This window comes from Rhodopseudomonas sp. P2A-2r, assembly GCF_026015985.1.
In the GTDB taxonomy this organism is placed as follows: Bacteria; Pseudomonadota; Alphaproteobacteria; order Rhizobiales; family Xanthobacteraceae; genus Tardiphaga.
Genome location: NZ_CP110389.1, coordinates 5,515,247 through 5,533,053, shown reverse-complemented (window position 1 = coordinate 5,533,053; position 17,807 = coordinate 5,515,247). Strand labels below are relative to the sequence as shown.

The window sequence follows — 17,807 nt, the reverse complement described above, 5'->3', positions numbered from 1 at the left end:
GTGAAGGTCGACAAGACACTGGTGGCGTCCGCCGCCCTGCACGTGCTGGTGCTGGGCTGGGGACTCGTGTCTTTTTCGTCCAAGGCGTTCGAGACCTCGCCGGAAGAATCCCTCCCGGTCGAAATCATTTCCGCCGACCAACTGGCCAAGGTGACCGCCGGCATCAAGAGCGGCAAGAAGGAAGTCACCAAGCCGCTGGTCGAGAAGGTCGCCGAAGCCAAGCCCATCGAAGACACCGTCGGCAAGATTACCGAGAAGCCTCCGGTGGTGACCGATACCACGCCGCCGCCACAGCCGAAGACGGAAGACAAGACGGCCGCCGAGGCGGCCGCGAAGGCTGCTGCTGCGGCCAAGGCGGAAGCCAAGGCTGCCGCAGACTCCAAGGCAAAGGCCGATGCGGCGGCCGAGGCCAAGATCGAGGCTGAAGCTCTGGCGCAGGCCAAGGCAACTGCTGAAGCGAAGGCCCAGGCCGACGCCAAGGCCAAGGCGGATGCGCAAGCCAAGGCGAAGGCTGAAGCGAAGGCCAAGGCCGAAGCGAAGGCCAAGTCTGAAGCTGACGCGAAAGCCAAGGCCGAAGCAAAGGCCATGTTGGAGGCGAAGAAGCCAGAACGCACCTTCGATCAAACAAAGATCGCGGCCCTGCTCGACAAGCGCGACCCAAGTCGCGCCGCGGCGACCGGCGAGACGCTGAACTCCAATGCAGCCCTCGGACTTGCACACGGCAAGTCAGCGGACAATTCGGCGACGTGGGGGTCGATGTTCAAGGAACAGGTGAACCGTTGCTGGAAGAAGCCGTATGGCGGTCTCGACGCGCAACTGGCTCAGGCCGAGTTCAGCATCAAGCTGAAGCAGGATGGGACGCTGGAATCCATGCCGGTGATGCGGGGATCGGCTACCACGCCATTTCAGCGGGTGTTCCAGGAAAGCGGTGCCCGCGCCATCATCGCTTGCCAGCCATACAAGCTGCCGCCGGCATTTTTCGAAGAATGGAAGTTTTTCTACCCCGTTTTTGACAGCAAAGATCTGTAGCGGCGCGGTAAGTTGAAAGCAAAAAATATGTCCGATCATACATCGACCAATCCGCTCTATCGCATCAGTCGCCGGCAGCTCCTGTCCGGAATGGCTTCCACCGGTTTGATACTTGGCGGCGCGCATCGCGCCTTCGGCCAGGCGCGCGTGACCGTCACCGGTGGCGAAGTCGCTCCGTTGCCGATCGCGATTCCCAACTTCGTCGCGGGCAGCGCGGCCGACAACGAGGTCGGCGTCGGCGTGGCGCAGGTCATCACCAACAACCTCAAGCGCAGCGGACTGTTCGCGCCGATCGATCCGGCAGCCTTCATCGAGAAGGTGACCAACATCGACGCGCCACCGCAGTTTCAGAACTGGAAGACGATCAACGCCCAGGCGCTGGTGACCGGCCGCATGACGCGCCAGCCCGATGGCCGGCTGAAAGCCGAGTTCAGGCTGTGGGATGTGGGCACCGGCCAGCAGCTCACTGGCCAGCAGTATTTCACCTCGCCCGAATACTGGCGCCGTATCGCCCATATCATTTCGGACCAGATCTATGAGCGTCTGACGGGCGAAAAGGGCTACTTCGACAGCCGCGTGGTGTTCGTCGACGAGACCGGGGCCAAGGAGCGCCGGGTCAAGCGTCTGGCGCTGATGGACCAGGACGGCGCCAACGTGCGCTATCTCACGCGCGGCGCCGATCTGGTGCTCACGCCGCGGTTCTCGCCGTCGACCCAGGAAATCACCTATATGGAATTCGGCCAGGGCGATCCGCGGGTCTACCTGTTCAACATCGAGACCGGTCAGCGCGAGATCGTCGGCAATTTCCCCGGCATGTCGTTCTCGCCCCGGTTCTCGCCGGATGGCCAGCGCATCATCATGAGCATGCAACAGGGCGGCAATTCCAACCTGTTCGTGATGGACCTGCGCTCCAAGTCCACCACGCGCCTCACCGATACCCCTGCGATTGATACGTCGCCGTCCTATGCACCGGACGGTGGCAGGATCTGCTTCGAGTCCGATCGCGGCGGCAAGCCGCAGATCTACGTGATGGCGGCGAGCGGTGGCGCGGCGCAGCGCATCTCGTTTGGCGAGGGCAGTTATTCGACGCCGGTATGGTCGCCGCGCGGCGACTACATCGCTTTCACCAAGCAGGGCGGTGGGCAATTCTCGATCGGCATCATGAAGCCCGACGGCTCCGGCGAACGACTGCTCACCTCGGGCTATCACAACGAAGGCCCGACCTTTGCGCCGAACGGTCGCGTCATCATGTTTTTCCGCGATCTCGGTGGCAACGGCGGACCGTCGCTCTATACTGTGGACGTTTCCGGACGTAACGAGCTCAAAGTTCCGACCCCGGGTTTTGCGTCGGACCCGGCTTGGTCGCCGCTGCTATCGTAAACAGAGCGTTTACGAGGCTCGTCGGAAGTGCCAGGTGAGTGCGGCATTCTTTGCCTACCTCGCTGGAATCATGTTCAATTTTGCACTTTATGTGCGGGCGTCAACGTTTCGCTAAGGATGTTCCCTCAGGAAGGCTTCACCTGAATCCGGTACCTGTAGGCGCTGAAATGGACGCATTCCGCCATGCAATCTGCCGACCAAAGCGCGATGATGGATCAGGAGATGCCGCCTAAAATCTATGCGGCACTGGTAGATTCGCTGTTTATGAATCCCGTGCCCATGATTCTGGGGGCTTTCGGTCCGGCAATTGCTGGCGCGGTCATCGCCGTCATGTCCGGCGATCCCGTCGTATGGCTCTCTGTGCCTCTGTTCGTCATGGTCGGGGCCGCGCGCGCGCTGCAGATGTACCGTTACCAAAAGCGGAGTTCTGCGCTGACGGCCACCGAAGCGGCTGTCTGGGAAAAACGATATCTGTGGGGTGCGCTCGCGCATGGCGTTGCGCTGGGCATCTGGAGCAGCACGGTCTTGCTGCGGGTCGACAGCCCGGCCGCACACATGCTGTGCGTGACGACGGTGGTCGCCTATATGTCGGCAGGTGTAGGCCGCACTTTTGGCCGGCCGCGCATTTTTCATCTGCAGGTTCTGCTCGGATGCGGGCCGCTGATTGTCTCGCTGATGTTTATCGGTGGGGCCTATCATTTTTCGCTGGCTTTGCTGAGCATCGTCTTCTTCGTCGCCATCAGACAATTGACCTCAAGCCTGAACGGCATCTACCTGAACGCGTGGCTGGCGAGGGAACGCGAGGCGGCGCTCGCCGGTCAATTCGATACCGCGTTGAACAACATGCCGCATGGCCTGTGCATGTTCGCGGCGGATGGCCAGCTGGCCGTTATCAACGATCGCCTCAATGAAATGATGAGTGCCGGTGCCGACTTCGTCAGGCCGGGAGCTTCGCTGCGCGAGGTCGTGGCCGCCTTCGTCGAGGTCGGTACGGTGTCTGCCGCCAGCGCCATGACGATCATCTCTGAAATCGAAAATTCGCGGGCCGCCGAGATCACCACGCTCGACCACGCGCGAAACTGCGAGCGTGCGCTGTCGTGGAAATTCCAGCCGATGGTCGGCGGCGGCACCGTGGTGCTGGTGGAAGACATCACCGAGCGGCGCACCTCGGAAGCCCGCATCAGCCACATGGCGCGCTTCGACGAACTCACCGGTCTGCCGAACCGTGTCAGTTTCCGCAATGAAATCGGGCGCATGCTCAAAGGCGCCGATTCCGCCTCGCTGTCGGCACTGCTGTTCATCGACCTCGACCAGTTCAAGCAGGTCAACGACACGCTTGGCCATCCCAGCGGCGACAAATTGCTGTGCATGGTCGCCGACCGGATTCGCGAAATGCTGCGGGCGGACGACTTCGTCGCGCGCTTCGGCGGCGACGAGTTCGTGGTGTTCCAGCGCGGCATCAAGGCCAACCACGATGCCGCGGACCTGGCGCGCCGCATGGTCGAACGCCTGAGCGAACGCTACGAAGTCGATCATCATCAGGTCGAGATCGGCGCCAGCGTCGGCATCGCCTTGACCCAACCCGGCGTCGGTGCCGACGGTCTGCTCAAGAATGCCGATATGGCGCTGTATCGGGCCAAGGCGTCCGGCCGCGGCACCTTCTGCTTCTTCCGTGAGGAAATGGCCCAGACTGTCGAGGCGCGGCGGGTCCTTGAACTCGACCTGCGCAAGGCGCTGGCCAACGAAGAGTTCGAACTGTTCTACCAGCCGCTTGTGAACCTCAAGTCCGGCCGGATCTCCACCTGCGAGGCACTGCTGCGCTGGAATCATCCGGTTCGCGGCACGGTGTCCCCGACCGAGATCATTCCGGTGGCGGAGGACATGGGCCTGATCGTCGATCTCGGCCGCTGGATCCTGCGCAAGGCGTGCATCGAATGTACGAAGTGGCCAGAGGCGGTCAGCGTCGCGGTGAACTTCTCGTCGCAGCAGTTCCATCAGCGCGATTTCCTGAGCGAAGTGCGCTACGCCCTCGAAGTGTCCGGCCTGCCGGCGCAACGCCTCGAGATCGAAATCACCGAGTCGTCGCTGCTGCGCAACACGCAGTGGACGCACGACGCACTGTCCCAGCTCCATGCGGCCGGATGCCGGATCTCGCTCGACGATTTCGGAACCGGCTATTCGAGCCTCAGCTATCTGCACAATTTCCCACTGCAGAAGGTGAAGATCGATCGCTCGTTCCTTGAGGGGATCGACACCGACCGTCCGCTGACTCTGCTGCGCGGGGTCGCGCGCCTCAGCGCCGATCTCGGCATGTCGGTGGTCGTGGAAGGGGTCGAGACCAACGAACAGCTGGAACTGATCAGCGCCGACGGAACGGTCACGGAAGTTCAGGGATACCTGTTCAGCAGGCCCGTACCCGCTACCAGCGTCCGTAAGCTGCTGGACGCGTCGCACGGGCGCCATGCCGTCCACGACAAGCGTCTTGTCGCGTCATTGCTTCCCTGAACGGATGTCATTCCAAATTTCTGGCTGAACTGGCTTCTAAATTAAATGTTGCTCGGAGCTGTAACCTCACGGTTAGTTAACCTTAACATAGGTAGTTCTTTGCGCTCCGGTAAAGAAGACGTTTACCCTAGCTTTTGGAACCTCTGTTAGCAGGCAGCGTCAGGCCACTTCATGAACGCGCAAGAAACAGTCAAGCAAGCACGGCCTGTCGAGCGCGGTATCGAACTCCTCGACCGCGTCGACTACCGCCTGGCCGAAACTGAGGAAGAAAAAGACGAGATCTATCGCCTGCGCTATCGCGCCTATCTCAAAGAGGGCGCCATCGAGCCGAACCGCGAGTGCAAGATCAGCGACCGCTACGACGATCTGCCGAACTCCTGGATCTTTGGCGTTTACTTTGAAGGGGTACTGGCCAGCTCGCTGCGTATCAGCGTGGCATCGCCGGAACATCCCACCACGCCTTCGCGCAGCGTCTTTCCCGAAGTCATGGAGCCGGCCCTCGCGCAGGGCAAGATCATCGTCGATCCCAGCCGCTTCGTCGCCGAGCCGGCTCCGGCCAATCGATTTCCCGAACTTCCCTATATGACGCTGCGGCTGGCTTTTGTGGCCTGCGATTACTTCCATGCCGATATTGGCCTTGCATCGGTCCGCGCCGAACATCAGCCTTTCTACCGCCGGATCTTCATGCACAGCATCGCGCCGTTGCGCGACTATCCGGGGCTGACCAAGCAGATCGGGCTGCTGGCGATCGAGTTCCCGAGCATGCGGGACAAGGTCTTTGCCCGTTATCCCTTCCTGCGCTCCACCTATTTCGAACGCCGGAAGCTGTTCGAGCGGATGAGCGATCGGGCCCATCGGCACGGTGAAGTCCCGCTGCTGACCATGGAGCGACCCTCGCTCGTCCCCCGGACCTGACCGCAGAGGCGGCCGCCGCTACCTGCCGCAAGGGGTGTTTGCCCGGCGACTGCAAAAGTTCTGCCGGAACGGCTGGCTTTGGCGGCTTTCCTTCACCGTCGCGCCACATTTACTCCGCATTAACCAAGCCGTTGCTTTTCGGCGACCTGTGGCATTTGATCGGGTTTGGCAACACCTCATCAAGGTTGACGGAACGTTCGCTTAACCAACGCCCTGTAGACCGGTTGTCAGTTGGAAAAAACGTGAGCGTTGGAGGCTCCGGAATGAAAAATCAGATGCGAATCCTCCAGGGATTTAAACTGGCTGCAGTTCTGGCTGTGGCGCTATCGATGGGCGCTTGCGCCAACAAGAATCCGCTGGGGGCCGACGGTTCGATGGCTAACGCCGCGACGCCGGGAAGCCAGCAGGACTTCGTGGTCAATGTCGGCGATCGCGTGTTCTTCGAAAGCGACCAGACCGAACTGTCGCCGCAGGCGATTGCCACGCTGGAGAAGCAGGCGCAGTGGCTGCAGAGCTACAACCGCTACTCCTTCACCATCGAAGGCCATGCCGACGAACGCGGCACCCGCGAATACAACATCGCGCTCGGCGCCCGTCGCGCCCAGTCGGTCCGCACCTTCCTCGCCTCGCGCGGGATCGATGCCAGCCGGATGCGGACGATTTCCTACGGCAAGGAGCGTCCGGTCGCGGTCTGCAACGACATCTCGTGCTGGTCGCAGAACCGCCGTGCCGTCACCGTGCTGAACGCCGGCGCCTGAGCGAACGATTGATATCAACACACCGGCGTCTGCCTTCGGGCAGGCGCCGGTTTTGTTTTGGGTGAAAGAACTTGCCCCTGTCGAAAGTCACATTTTCGGCGTAGTGAAGCTCTCAATGTGGTGCGCTTTCGATTGGCGCAAAATTCGTCAGGCAAACATGTCATCCCCTCTTCATACTTTCGCGCGCGTGGTCCTGATGTCCGCGGCGCTGGCGATTCCGTCGCACGCTTTCGCCCAGATGCAGCAGTCCGACGATGTCGACCCCGAGGTCCAGGTCCAGCGGCTCGAGAGCCAGCTGCGTCAGCTCACCGGGCAGAACGAAGAACTGCAGTTCCGCAACCGCCAGCTTGAAGAGCAGATCCGCCAGCTGCAGGCCGGCGTGCCGCCGGCCGGCAATGCGCGGCCCAACGTGGCTGCGGTGCCCGCGCAACCGGCGCCGGCGCGGCAGCCGACGCAACAGCAGCCGACCTATGACCCGCCGCAGATCGCGGCACCCGCGCCGATCGTGCAGGATCCCGCGCCGCCGCAGCGGGGCGGGCGGCGTAACGACGCCTTCGATCCCAATGCCAATCCGGCCGCGCCCGGCGCGCCGCGTGCGCTCGGCGGCGGCCAGTTGCCGGTCACCGCCAATGCCCCCGCCACCATGCCCAACGGTCGCGGGGCTGGAGAGCCGCTTGAACTCGGCAACGCCAGCCCGGGCGGTGCCGCCGCCGGCGGTCTGACGACCTTGCCGCCCGGCGCCACGCCGAAGGACGAGTTCGACCTCGGCATCGGCTACATGCAGCGCCGCGACTATGCCCTGGCCGAAGAGACGATGCGCAACTTCGCCCAGAAATATCCGAGCGACCCGCTGCTGGCGGATTCGCAATATTGGCTCGGCGAGAGCTTCTTTCAGCGCCAGAAGTATCGCGACGCCGCGGAGTCCTTTCTGGGCGTAACCACCAAGTTTGGCAGTTCGGCGAAGGCCCCGGACGCCTTGCTGCGGCTCGGCCAGTCGCTGGCGGCGCTCAAGGAAAAGGAAGCTGCCTGCGCCGCGTTCGGCGAGGTCACGCGAAAATATCCGCGCGCCTCGCAGGGTGTAAAGCAGGCCGTGGACCGCGAGCAGAAGCGGGTTAAGTGCTAGAGCTTGACGCGCGCGACTAGACCTCCGATCTGTCGGGGGACGGCAACCGGCTTCCGCTCATGTCCGACGACGACGATTCTCCGATCTCGGCCCAGGATGCCAGGCAGCTGTTTGCCGACTGGAAGGCTGCGCCCGCGCTGGTGCTTGCGGTGTCGGGCGGGCCCGATTCGATTGCGCTGATGTGGTTGGCGGTGCGCTGGCGCCGCGCCCTCAAGAACGGGCCGGCGCTGATCGCCGTCACGGTCGACCACGGGCTGCGGCCGGAAGCCGCCCGCGAGGCCCGCGACGTCAAGCGGCTCGCCGTCAGTCTTGATCTGCCGCATCGGACCCTGCGCTGGACCGACGCCAAGCCCGAAACCGGCCTGCCGGCGGCGGCGCGCGAGGCCCGCTACCGGCTGTTGGCCAAGGCGGCACGGGCGAGCGGTGCGACCCATATCCTTACCGCGCATACCCGCGACGACCAGGCTGAGACGCTGCTGATGCGGATGGCGCGTGGCAGCGGTATTGCAGGCCTGGCCGCCATGGCGCGCGAATCGGAGCGCGGGGGCGTGGTGCTGGCGCGGCCCTTGCTCGACGTGGCCAAGGCGCGGTTAATCGCCACCCTGGCCAGGGCGAAGGTCGATTTCGCCGACGATCCCACCAACCGCGATACCCATTTCACCCGGCCGCGGCTGCGGGCGCTGATGCCCGGTTTGGCCGAAGAGGGGTTCGATTCGCGCAATCTGGCGCGGCTGGCGGCGCGGTTGGCGCGGGCCAATGCCGCGCTGGAGGTGTTGGTCGACGGGGCAGAGCGCTTTCTGGCGCTGAAAAGCGATCCCCGGCCCGGTGTTGACGCCAAGATCTTCGCCGCGCTCCCTGAGGAAATCCGGCTCCGGCTGCTGCTGCGCATGGTCAACCGGGCCGGCCATGAGGGCCCGGCCGAACTCGGCAAGGCCGAGGCGCTGGTGCTGGCGCTGGACCAGGCCTGTCGCGACGGTGCCAAAGGTATCCGGCTCAAGCAGACCCTGGCCGGTGCGCTGGTCAGCCTGACCGGCGACCTGCTGCGAATCGAGGCTGCGCCGCCGCGCCGCCGGCCGATTGGGACGTGAAGGCGGAGCAGCCGCAGCGCTATCCTTTAACCACCGGCGGAAAACCCCGGCGAGACGCCATCATTTGAACTGGAATAGCGCTAGGATGCGCTAAATAGTCCCGAATGGTTCCCTTGGCATCGCGTCGTCCCGCACCTAGATTGTAATGCAACCGACCCAGGGTGATCCCTTGAGCCGATCCAAGGGAAATAAGGCCGCGATCCGCGCGGCGACGAAGGAAGTTCAATGAACGCGAATCTGCGCAATTTCGCCCTCTGGGTCATCATCGTTCTATTGCTGCTGGCGCTGTTCACGCTCTTCCAGAATCCTGGTCAGCGCGCCGCCTCGCAGGACATCACCTTCTCGCAGCTGCTGACCGAGGTCGATCAGAACCATGTGCGCGACGTGGTGATCCAGGGGCCAGAGATTCACGGCACCTTCACCAACGGCTCCAGCTTCCAGACCTACGCGCCCTCCGATCCGACGCTGGTGAAGCGCCTGTATGACGGCAAAGTCTCGATCACCGCCAAGCCGCCCGGCGACAACGTGCCGTGGTTCGTTTCGCTGCTGGTGTCCTGGCTGCCGTTCATCGCGCTGATCGGCGTGTGGATCTTCCTGTCCCGCCAGATGCAGGGCGGTGCCGGCAAGGCGATGGGCTTTGGCAAGTCGCGCGCCAAGATGCTGACGGAGGCGCACGGCCGCGTGACGTTTGAAGACGTCGCCGGCGTCGACGAAGCCAAGCAGGACCTGCAGGAAATCGTCGAATTCCTCCGCGACCCCGGCAAGTACCAGCGCCTCGGCGGTCGCATTCCGCGCGGCGTGCTGTTGGTCGGCCCTCCCGGTACCGGCAAGACGCTGATTGCGCGCGCGGTGGCCGGCGAGGCCAACGTGCCGTTCTTCACGATTTCAGGTTCTGACTTCGTCGAAATGTTCGTCGGCGTCGGCGCCAGCCGCGTCCGTGACATGTTCGAGCAGGCCAAGAAGAACGCGCCTTGCATCATCTTCATCGACGAAATCGATGCGGTCGGTCGTCATCGCGGCGCCGGCCTCGGCGGCGGCAACGACGAGCGAGAGCAGACCCTCAACCAGTTGCTGGTGGAGATGGACGGCTTCGAAGCCAACGAAGGCGTAATCCTGATCGCCGCGACCAACCGTCCGGACGTGCTGGATCCCGCTTTGCTTCGCCCGGGCCGCTTCGACCGTCAGGTCGTGGTGCCGAACCCGGACGTCGTCGGCCGCGAACAGATCCTCAAGGTCCATGTCCGCAAGGTGCCGCTGGCGCCGGATATCAACCTCAAGACCATCGCACGCGGCACCCCGGGTTTCTCCGGCGCCGACCTGATGAACCTGGTCAACGAAGCCGCTCTCACCGCCGCGCGCCGCAACAAGCGCATGGTGACCCAGAGCGAGTTCGAAGAGGCCAAGGACAAGGTGATGATGGGCGCCGAGCGCAAGTCGCTGGTCATGACCGAGGAAGAGAAGATGCTGACGGCCTATCACGAGGGCGGTCACGCCATCGTCGGCCTCAACGTCATCGCCACCGACCCGATCCACAAGGCGACCATCATTCCGCGCGGCCGTGCGCTGGGCATGGTGATGCAGTTGCCGGAACGCGACAAGCTGTCGATGTCGCTGGAGCAGATGACCTCGCGCCTCGCCATTATGATGGGCGGCCGGGTTGCCGAAGAGCTGATCTTCGGTCGCAACAAGGTGACGTCCGGTGCGTCGTCCGACATCGAGCAGGCCACGCGCCTCGCCCGCATGATGGTGACGCGCTGGGGCCTGTCGGAAGAACTCGGCACTGTGTCGTACGGCGAGAACCAGGACGAAGTGTTCCTCGGCATGTCGGTGTCGCGCACCCAGAATGCTTCCGAGGCCACCGTGCAGAAGATCGACAGCGAGATCCGCCGTCTGGTCGAGGAGGGCTACAACGAGGCCACCAAGATCCTGACCGAGAAGCGTGCCGATCTCGAAGCCCTCGCCAAGGGCCTGCTCGAGTTCGAGACGCTGTCGGGCGACGAGATTACGGATCTGCTGAATGGCAAGAAGCCGAACCGCGAGTCGGTGCTCGAGCCGACCGGCCCGCGCACCTCGGCAGTGCCGCCCGCCGGCAAGCCGCGCCCGCGTCCGGATACCGGTCTCGAGCCGCAGCCGCAGGCCTGAGCCTGCTGCATCGAGGATTGCAAAACGCGGCCGCGAGGCCGCGTTTTTTGTGGTTGGATCTCGTGCCCCGGATGCGATGCGATGCCAGGCGAAGCGACAGCATCGCCGCCAGTATCGCTTCGCTGATCCGGGGCCATTCCAATCGACGGTGTTCGTGACGGTCCCGGATCTGCGCAGCAGCATGCGATGCTGCGCATCCGCGCGAAGCTTTGCTTCGCTAGGCTGCAGCGCGTCCGGGACACGCATCTTGGCGCTTTCGCGCTGATCATATTCGAATGTCAAACAGCCAAGTGCTCTCGTTCTCGCGGCGCCCACCCAAGGCGTCCGAGGTGTGAGCAGATCTCCCCTCCAGACATGAGGGGAGCGGCGCGCCTGCGGGCGCGCCACCGCGGGGTTTATGGCTGAGGGACCGTTCTTCCGGGGCAGCTTCCGGCGGGCTTTCCCCGCCTTGTCACTGTCCACGTCCAGCCGGCAAAGAGCGGCAGAGCCCCGTAGTGGGCCCGGACGGTGACCTCAAGCCTCCCGGGGCGTGCTTGCGAGGCACACGCGCGGGACACCGCATCCGGCTCCACTCTCAAGACGCCTCATGACAGCGCCCCTCGTTGAGCAGGATGGGGAGACTATAGGTGACAATAGGACTATAGTCAACAGTGAGGTTGAGGAAATCTTGTCACGCTGGGCCGCGCAGCGGACTCTGCACACCCGGCTGCTTGCGCGATATCAATACCACCGCGCCGATGACCACCTAGGGTCACGACGACCAACTTCGGAGCGCGCCATGGATCGCAGGACTCTTCTCATCGGCGGCGGCGTGGCGGGCGGCGTGGTCGCGGCTGGCGTCGGCGGTCTGATACTTGAGACACGGCAGGATATCGGCGAATGGCGTGCTGCCGCCGCGGCCTTGCGCCGGCCGCTCGACGGCAGGCTGCGCGGTCGCAACGCGCTGACCGAGTTGGTGCGCGCCGCGACGCTCGCCGCCAACAGCCACAACACCCAGGCCTGGCGCTTCGCGATCGGCGAGGCGACGATCGCCGTGCTGCCGGACTTTGCGCGGCGCACGCCGGTGGTCGATCCCGACGACCATCATCTCTATGCCAGCCTCGGCGCGGCGGTGGAGAACATCGTGCAGGCGGCGCCGGTGTTCGGACTCGTGGCGACGCCGCGATTCGATTCACAGGGCGACGAGCGCGTGGTCATCGACCTCAGCGACGGCGACACCGTCACCACGCCGATGGCCGCGGCGATCATGACGCGGCAATGCAGCCGCGCCTTGTATGACGGCCGTGCGGTTGCCGCGGATGCGCTGCGGGCGCTGGCCGCGGCCGGCAACGGCGAGGGCGTGAAGCTGCTGCTGTTGACCGAGCGGCCGGCCATCGATGCCGTGGCGGGCCTGATCATCGATGGCAATAGCCGGCAGTTGAACGACCCGGTATTCATGGCCGAGCTGAAACACTGGCTACGCTTTAGCTATGCCGAGGCGCTGCGCACGGCAGACGGGCTGTTCGTGGCGGCGTCCGGCAATCCGGCACTGCCGACGCCGGTCGGCCGAATGCTGTTCGACGTGGTGATGTCCGCCGACTCCGAGAACAAAAAATGTCGCGACCAGATCGCCAGTTCGGCGGGCCTCGCCATCTTCGTCTCGGCGCGGGACGACGGGGCGCATTGGCTGGCGAGCGGGCGCGCCTATCAGCGCTTCGCCCTGCAGGCCACCGCGCTCGGCATCAGCCACGCGTTCCTCAACCAGGCGGTCGAGGTCGCGTCGGTGCGGCAGCGGCTTGCGGGGCTGCTGGCGTCCGGCGCGCGGCCCGACCTGATCGTCCGCTTCGGCTATGGGCCGCCGATGCCGCCGTCGTTGCGCCGGCCGGTCACGGAGATGCTGGCCTGACTGGTATCAATTCTGGCGCGGGTCTTGCTTTTCAAAAGTATCAGGTCGATCCTCCGGCAGCGCAGGAGATTCCGATGTCAGCCCATTCGAACCCGTCGCCCGTCATTGTCATCCCAGGCGCCGATCCCCGGCTCTACAATCACGATCTGGCGCCGGTGGCGCCCGCCGGGCGGACCTGGGGCGTGTTCAGCATCTTCGCCATGTGGATGTCCGATGTGCATTCGGTCGGCGGCTACACCTTTGCGGCCAGCCTGTTCTTCCTCGGCCTTACCGGCTGGGAAGTGCTAGTCGCCATGGTGGTTGGTATCACCGCGGTTTATTTCCTGATGAACCTGATCGGGCGGCCGTCGCTCAAATACGGCACGCCGTTTCCGGTGGTGGCACGGATGTCGTTCGGCGTCATGGGCGCCAACATCGCTGCCGGCCTGCGCGGCATTGTCGGCATCGTCTGGTACGGCGTGCAGACCTATTTCGCTTCCAAGGCGGTGCAGGCTCTGGTGCTGGCGTTCTATCCCGCTGCCGAGATCTGGACCCATGGCAGTTTTGTCGGCCTGTCGCCGCTGGGCTGGGGCAGCTTCCTGTTCATGTGGCTGTTCCAGCTGCTGATCTTTCTCAACGGCATGGAGACGATCAGGAAGTTCATCGATTTCTGCGGACCCGTCGTCTACATCGTGATGTTCGCGCTGGCGATCTGGATTCTGGCACAGACCGGCACGTCCAGCCTGTCGCTGCAGCTCAGCCCGCGCGTCGAGGGGTCGGCCATCGGCCACATGGCCAATGCCGCGATGCTGATCGTGGCGTATTTCGCGGCGCTGCTGCTGAACTTCGGCGACTTCTCGCGCTTCGCCCGCGACGAAAGGTCGATGAAGGTCGGCAACTTCCTCGGGCTGCCGGTGAACTTCATCGTGTTCGCGATCATCACGGTGATCGTCACCGCCGGCACGGTCAACGTGTTCGGCGAGGCGATCATGGATCCCGTGGCCATCGTCGAGCGGATCGGTAATCCCTGGGTGGTGGCGCTCGGCTCGGTCACCTTCATCGTGGCGACCATGGGCATCAACATCGTCGCCAATTTCGTGTCGCCGGCCTACGACATTTCCAACCTCTATCCGGAGAAGATCGACTTCAAGCTCGGCGGCCTGATCACCTCGATCCTGTCGGTGCTGGTGTGCCCATGGATCTTCGTCTCCAGCCCGCAGGCCATCACCATCTTCGTCAGCATTTTCGGCGCGGCGCTGGGGCCGATGTTCGGCATCATGATCGCCGACTATTATCTGGTGAAGAAGCAGCAGGTGGTGCTGGCCGACCTCTATACGATGTCGCCGAACGGCTCGCTGTATTTCGCGAGCGGCTGGAACGTCCGGGCACTGCAGGCGCTGGCCGGCTCCGCGGTGGTGTCGATCGGCCTGGCGCTGCTCGGCGCCTACAAGGTGGTGCCGAATATCGGCGACTGGGGCTGGCTGATCGGCGCGACGCTGGCGGCGGCGCTGTATATGGCGCTGATGCGGGGCCGGGCAGTGGTGCCAGCGCCCGGGCTGGCCCGGCCTTAAGTTTTCCGCAACGCCGCGATGGCATTCTGCCGGCGCGCATGAGGCGCGCTGGGGAGTGCGCATGGCCGCGCCGCTGACGATGTCGACGCCGAGGGACCGCCCCGCGATCCCCGCGGTGCTGCTCAATGTCTGCTTCGTGCTGGCGGTGCTCAACGTCGTGTTCTTCCCGGCCTTCTACGGCCGCGGCTGGATCTTCGACGACCAGGGCCTCGGTATGCCCACCGATTTCGTCAATGTCTGGTCGGCCGGCAGGCTGGCATTGGACGGCCATCCGGCGCTGGCCTGGGACTGGGGCGTTCAGAAGCAGTTGCAGGTGGCGGTGCTCGGCCAGAGCTATGAGGGCAACTTCGCCTGGCACTATCCGCCGCCGTTCCTGTTCGTCGCCGAACTGCTGGCGCTGCTGCCCTATGGCCTCGCTTTTGTCAGTTGGCCGCTTGTCAGTCTCATTCCCTATCTCGCGGCGATGCGCGCCATTGTCGGGCGGCCGTTCGGTCTCTTGCTGGCGCTGGCGTTCCCGGTGGTGATGACCAACACGCTGGTCGGGCAGAACGGTTTCCTCACGGCATCGCTGATCGGCGGCATGCTGGTGCTGCTGCCGACACGGCCGATTCTCGCCGGCATCTGCCTCGGGCTGCTCAGCTACAAACCGCAATACGGCCTGCTGTTCCCGCTGGTGCTGATCGCCACCGCGCAATGGCGCACCTTCGTCAGCGCCGGCGTCACCGTGGTCGCGCTGGTTCTGGTGTCATGGCTCGCCTTCGGCAGCGACAGCTGGCAGGCCTTCTTCAAGTGGATGCCAATGTTCTCGCAGGCCTTCCTCACCGAGGGCCGGGCGCCTTGGGGCAAGATGCAGAGCATCTTTGCGCTGGTGCGCTATTTCGGCGGCAGCGAGCCGCTCGGCTGGACATTCCAGTGGGTCATGACCGCGACGGTGGCGGCAACGCTGGTAGTGCTGTGGCGCAGCCGCGTGCGCTATGAACTCAAGGCCGCGGCGCTGGCCACCGGCACCCTGCTGGTGACGCCCTATCTGTTTCTCTACGACGTCATGGTGCTGGCCATCGCCGTGGCGTTCCTGATGCGCGTCGGCCTTGCCGAAGGTTTTGCCCGCCATGAGCTGCCGGTGCTGGGCCTCGCAGCGGTGCTGCTGATGATCTATCCGCTGCTCGGCGCGCCCACCGGCTTCGGCGCCACGCTGCTGGTGGCCGGCCTGATTGCGGCGCGCTGCGGGGCGTGGCGGAAGCGCGCCGCGCAACCGGCAGGGCAGCCCTCGGCACTGATCATGACGTCGGCGCATCCGCAATGAACACGGTGCGTCGGGTGCTGTCGTCATCGCCCCATGCGCGTTCGAGATCCGACAGCGGCACAGGGGTGGACCGGATCTGAAAGCCGGCCTGCACGGTGGCGCGAAGCAGCGCGTCGATGGCGTGAAGCATGCGATCGAGGGGGACGCTACCGATGCCGCTGCCCATCAGCGTGATGGCCGAGGAACGCAATACTGCAGCCGGCAGGGTGATGTCCGTGCCGCTGGCGGCGCCGACCTGGACGAAACGGATGGGCACGGCATCCCGTCCGGCCCTGGCGCCTGCGATCAGGAGGCGCTCGGCGCTGCGACCCCACAGATAGTCGATCACCACATCGACGCCTGCGGCGAACTGCTCCTTGATGACGTTTTCCGTATTCGCTTCGTCGTCCCCGAGCGGAATGATCACATCGGCTCCAAGCGCCGGCAGCGCTTCCAGGGCTTCGGAATTGCGGCCGGTGGCGATGACCTGCCGGGCGCCGAGATGTTTTGCGATCTGCACGGCGAGGCGACCCGCAGTGCCGGTCGCGCCGTTGACCAGCACGGTTTCGCCGGCCTGCAATGCTGCGCGCTCCGTATAGGCGACCACGACGACATGCCGGGATTGGCGATCGCCGCGGCGGTCACGTCGTCAAGATCGTCGGGCAGGGCGATGCATTGCGCCGACGACACCACGGTTCGCTCGGCCATGCTGCCGTTGGGGGCTTTCGGCAGAACGAAATAAACCCGGCGCCCATCGTCAGTCCGTCCGACGCCGTCGACGCCGACCACGAACGGAAATTCCCCGGAGGAGCTGTAGTGCCGGCCGGAGGCCCGGCTCTTGACCAACTGACTGATGGCGGCGGCGCTCACCGCGATGCGGCTCTCGCCTGCAGCTGGCTGCGGCTCGCTGAAGTCACCATAGACCGGCCGTTCGCCATGCCTGGAGACGATCACTGCTTTCATGTGGTTTCCCTTCCAGTCTCAGTAAATGCGTGTATTATGCACATATTAGGAGGAGTGCGATGGCGTCAAGAAAAAATGTGCAAACTACACATATAAGTGAGCGGCTTCGGCAGATTCACAGCGCGGTGCTGGATATCGTCAGCGTGATGAACCGGCCGCAACGCGACGAGGCGCTGATCCGGGAGGCGGGCATCCCGCTCGATCGTGCGCTGTTTCCGCTGCTGGTCCTGATCGAAAGGTTCGGACCGATTGGCGTGGTCGACCTGTCTGACCGGGTCGGGCGCGACTACACTACGGTCAGCCGCCAGGTGGCGAAGCTTGAAAGCCTCGATCTGGTGGAACGCCGCGAAAGCGTTGCGGACCGCCGGGTGCGCGAGGCGGTGGCGACCGCGAAGGGCAAGGCGATGACCGGCCTTGTCGACGCCGCACGCGAGCGGATCGGTCGCGGCATCTTCGCGACTTGGGAGACGCAGGAGCTGGACGAGCTGGTGCGCCTGATGCGAAAGTTTGCCGATGCGGTCTCGCAAGAGCCGTCCGCGGGATCCTAGGCCCCGCGTCTATGCCAGCCGGCAGTCGATGGCGAAGCGGACCAGTTCCGCGGAATTGCGCACGCCGAGCTTCTGACGCATCAGCGACGACGTATTGGCGATGGTCTTGTAGGACGCGTGCACCAGCCAGGCGATCTCGGTCAGGCTCTTGCCGGCGGCAAGCAGGCGCAGGATCTCGATCTCGCGTGCCGACAGCTTGCCGAGCGGCCCGCCGGCGAGGCCGGGTCCGGCGAAGGCGATGCTGCTGGCGGTGGCGCGGGTCAGGAACACGCCGCCTTGGCCGACCACGCGAATGGCCTCGATGAGATCGTCCGGCTCGCCGGATTTGGACACATAGCCCTTGGCGCCGGCTTCGATGGCGCGCGCGGCGAACACGGGATCGTCGTTCATGCTGAACATGATGATGCGCGCACCCGCGGCGCGCGCCAGAATGCGGCGCGCCAACTCGAATCCGGACACGCCCGGCAGGTTGATGTCGAGCACACAGATGTCCGGTTGCTCGGCGACGAAGGCGGCCTCGCCGCTCTCGGCGTCGTTGGCCTCAACCACCTCGATGTCGGGATCGCCAGCGAATAGCGCACGGCAGCCGGAGGCGACGATCAGGTGGTCATCGACAATCAGCACGCGCATCAACTGCTC

Annotated in this window: 15 protein-coding genes; 12 read left to right on the top strand and 3 right to left on the bottom strand. The window is 64.4% G+C overall.

Translation table 11 applies throughout. The annotated features are described in order from the left end of the window. The 11 genes from tolA to ONR75_RS26645 all read left to right on the top strand — a co-directional run bounded on the left by tolA (position 1) and on the right by ONR75_RS26645 (position 15,678). Positions 1-1,029 carry a cell envelope integrity protein TolA gene (tolA, locus tag ONR75_RS26695; RefSeq protein ID WP_265079901.1) on the top strand — a complete coding sequence of 343 codons (1,029 nt, stop codon included), beginning with the start codon at positions 1-3 and terminating at the stop codon, positions 1,027-1,029. A gap of 90 nt (positions 1,030-1,119) precedes the next feature. Then, positions 1,120-2,409 carry a Tol-Pal system beta propeller repeat protein TolB gene (tolB, locus tag ONR75_RS26690; protein WP_413776539.1) on the top strand — a complete coding sequence of 430 codons (1,290 nt, stop codon included), beginning with the start codon at positions 1,120-1,122 and terminating at the stop codon, positions 2,407-2,409. A 183-nt stretch (positions 2,410-2,592) separates the two neighbouring features. Further along, positions 2,593-4,914: a putative bifunctional diguanylate cyclase/phosphodiesterase gene (locus ONR75_RS26685; RefSeq protein WP_265079899.1), complete on the top strand. Its 2,322-nt coding sequence runs from the start codon at positions 2,593-2,595 to the stop codon at positions 4,912-4,914. Between the two features lie 171 nt (positions 4,915-5,085). Next, entirely contained in the window at positions 5,086-5,829 is a 744-nt protein-coding gene (locus tag ONR75_RS26680; RefSeq protein ID WP_265079898.1) for an N-acyl amino acid synthase FeeM domain-containing protein, read from the top strand. 263 nt (positions 5,830-6,092) lie between these two features. Beyond that, positions 6,093-6,587 (top strand): peptidoglycan-associated lipoprotein Pal, encoded by a 495-nt coding sequence (pal, locus tag ONR75_RS26675; protein WP_265079897.1) that lies wholly within the window; start codon positions 6,093-6,095, stop codon positions 6,585-6,587. 157 nt (positions 6,588-6,744) lie between these two features. Continuing rightward, a complete protein-coding gene (ybgF, locus tag ONR75_RS26670) occupies positions 6,745-7,710 on the top strand; it encodes a tol-pal system protein YbgF (protein WP_265079896.1) in 966 nt (321 codons plus the stop codon). 59 nt (positions 7,711-7,769) lie between these two features. Next, positions 7,770-8,798: a tRNA lysidine(34) synthetase TilS gene (gene tilS / locus ONR75_RS26665; RefSeq protein WP_265079895.1), complete on the top strand. Its 1,029-nt coding sequence runs from the start codon at positions 7,770-7,772 to the stop codon at positions 8,796-8,798. Positions 8,799-9,023: 225 nt separating this feature from the next. After that, positions 9,024-10,940: an ATP-dependent zinc metalloprotease FtsH gene (gene ftsH / locus ONR75_RS26660; RefSeq protein ID WP_265079894.1), complete on the top strand. Its 1,917-nt coding sequence runs from the start codon at positions 9,024-9,026 to the stop codon at positions 10,938-10,940. A gap of 778 nt (positions 10,941-11,718) precedes the next feature. Continuing rightward, positions 11,719-12,825 carry an Acg family FMN-binding oxidoreductase gene (locus ONR75_RS26655; protein ID WP_265079893.1) on the top strand — a complete coding sequence of 369 codons (1,107 nt, stop codon included), beginning with the start codon at positions 11,719-11,721 and terminating at the stop codon, positions 12,823-12,825. 74 nt (positions 12,826-12,899) lie between these two features. After that, the gene (locus tag ONR75_RS26650; RefSeq protein ID WP_265079892.1) at positions 12,900-14,375 is read left to right on the top strand and encodes an NCS1 family nucleobase:cation symporter-1; all 1,476 of its coding nucleotides are present in this window, start codon (positions 12,900-12,902) and stop codon (positions 14,373-14,375) included. Positions 14,376-14,436: 61 nt separating this feature from the next. Continuing rightward, complete coding sequence (locus ONR75_RS26645) at positions 14,437-15,678, top strand: glycosyltransferase family 87 protein (RefSeq protein WP_265079891.1); 1,242 nt, start codon at positions 14,437-14,439, stop codon at positions 15,676-15,678. Here the strand turns inward: ONR75_RS26645 and ONR75_RS26640 are convergent. Further along, the gene (locus ONR75_RS26640; RefSeq protein WP_320109759.1) at positions 15,653-16,177 is read right to left on the bottom strand and encodes a zinc-binding dehydrogenase; all 525 of its coding nucleotides are present in this window, start codon (positions 16,175-16,177) and stop codon (positions 15,653-15,655) included. The two genes, ONR75_RS26645 and ONR75_RS26640, sit on opposite strands and share 26 nt — an antisense overlap. Beyond that, positions 16,081-16,620, bottom strand: coding sequence for a hypothetical protein (locus ONR75_RS32620; RefSeq protein WP_320109665.1), 540 nt, complete (start codon positions 16,618-16,620; stop codon positions 16,081-16,083). Before ONR75_RS32620 ends, ONR75_RS26640 begins: the two co-directional genes overlap by 97 nt. Before the next feature lie 59 nt (positions 16,621-16,679). On the opposite strand from ONR75_RS32620, the gene ONR75_RS26630 reads away from it, so the two are divergent. Further along, positions 16,680-17,168 (top strand): MarR family winged helix-turn-helix transcriptional regulator, encoded by a 489-nt coding sequence (locus tag ONR75_RS26630; RefSeq protein WP_265079890.1) that lies wholly within the window; start codon positions 16,680-16,682, stop codon positions 17,166-17,168. Positions 17,169-17,177: 9 nt separating this feature from the next. Here the strand turns inward: ONR75_RS26630 and ONR75_RS26625 are convergent, their stop codons facing one another. Then, positions 17,178-17,798 carry a response regulator transcription factor gene (locus ONR75_RS26625; protein ID WP_265079889.1) on the bottom strand — a complete coding sequence of 207 codons (621 nt, stop codon included), beginning with the start codon at positions 17,796-17,798 and terminating at the stop codon, positions 17,178-17,180. Positions 17,799-17,807 lie beyond the last annotated feature (9 nt).

Excerpts from the sequence above, each read along its gene's own strand:
- pal (WP_265079897.1), top strand. The coding sequence starts at position 6,093 with ATGAAAAATCAGATGCGAATCCTCCAGGGATTTAAACTGGCTGCAGTT.
- ONR75_RS32620 (WP_320109665.1), bottom strand. The coding sequence starts at position 16,620 with ATGAAAGCAGTGATCGTCTCCAGGCATGGCGAACGGCCGGTCTATGGT.
- tilS (WP_265079895.1), top strand. The coding sequence starts at position 7,770 with ATGTCCGACGACGACGATTCTCCGATCTCGGCCCAGGATGCCAGGCAG.
- ftsH (WP_265079894.1), top strand. The coding sequence starts at position 9,024 with ATGAACGCGAATCTGCGCAATTTCGCCCTCTGGGTCATCATCGTTCTA.
- ONR75_RS26655 (WP_265079893.1), top strand. The coding sequence starts at position 11,719 with ATGGATCGCAGGACTCTTCTCATCGGCGGCGGCGTGGCGGGCGGCGTG.
- ONR75_RS26685 (WP_265079899.1), top strand. The coding sequence starts at position 2,593 with ATGCAATCTGCCGACCAAAGCGCGATGATGGATCAGGAGATGCCGCCT.
- ybgF (WP_265079896.1), top strand. The coding sequence starts at position 6,745 with ATGTCATCCCCTCTTCATACTTTCGCGCGCGTGGTCCTGATGTCCGCG.
- ONR75_RS26680 (WP_265079898.1), top strand. The coding sequence starts at position 5,086 with ATGAACGCGCAAGAAACAGTCAAGCAAGCACGGCCTGTCGAGCGCGGT.
- ONR75_RS26645 (WP_265079891.1), top strand. The coding sequence starts at position 14,437 with ATGGCCGCGCCGCTGACGATGTCGACGCCGAGGGACCGCCCCGCGATC.
- ONR75_RS26625 (WP_265079889.1), bottom strand. The coding sequence starts at position 17,798 with ATGCGCGTGCTGATTGTCGATGACCACCTGATCGTCGCCTCCGGCTGC.
- ONR75_RS26630 (WP_265079890.1), top strand. The coding sequence starts at position 16,680 with ATGGCGTCAAGAAAAAATGTGCAAACTACACATATAAGTGAGCGGCTT.
- ONR75_RS26650 (WP_265079892.1), top strand. The coding sequence starts at position 12,900 with ATGTCAGCCCATTCGAACCCGTCGCCCGTCATTGTCATCCCAGGCGCC.
- tolB (WP_413776539.1), top strand. The coding sequence starts at position 1,120 with ATGGCTTCCACCGGTTTGATACTTGGCGGCGCGCATCGCGCCTTCGGC.